Consider the following 509-nt stretch of genomic DNA (forward strand, 5'->3'; position numbering starts at 1 on the left):
TCCTGGTGCCAAGGCATCCACCGTTCGCCCTTGACAACTTGACCACAAAGATGCTCGCGTCCACTGTGCAATTCTCAACAAACAACCAACCCACAACCCGAACTGCTCCCCACCAGCCCGACGTCACCGCCGGCGGTATGAGAAGCCAGGCCATGCCTGGCGCCACCCAAGAACCAACGCCTCGGGTATCGGCTCTGAAAGACAACCACACAGGTTGTTCCTTCAGGACCCAACAGGGTGCTTACATCAGTCACCAGCCGCACCACGGACTCGTTCCCACCACCCCGAAAGGCAGCTGTACTAGAGGATCCGCAGCCGTTGCCGGCACCCGACTTGCCAGTGTCTCCGCCATCTGAGCACCCCGACCCGACATTCGCAGGTCGCGGGCTCCATACCACCTTTCGGTGGATGGTGCTCCTTAGAAAGGAGGTGATCCAGCCGCACCTTCCGGTACGGCTACCTTGTTACGACTTCGTCCCAATCGCCAGCCCCACCTTCGACGGCTCCCT

General features: G+C 60.5%; 1 rRNA gene. It reads right to left on the minus strand.

Annotated features, from left to right (window positions below):
• Positions 1–422: 422 nt before the first annotated feature.
• Positions 423–509, minus strand: a 16S ribosomal RNA gene (locus tag HUW36_RS34010); the annotation flags it as partial.

The sequence above is a fragment of the Micromonospora maritima genome, assembly GCF_902825405.1.
Taxonomy (GTDB): Bacteria; Actinomycetota; Actinomycetes; order Mycobacteriales; family Micromonosporaceae; genus Micromonospora; species Micromonospora maritima.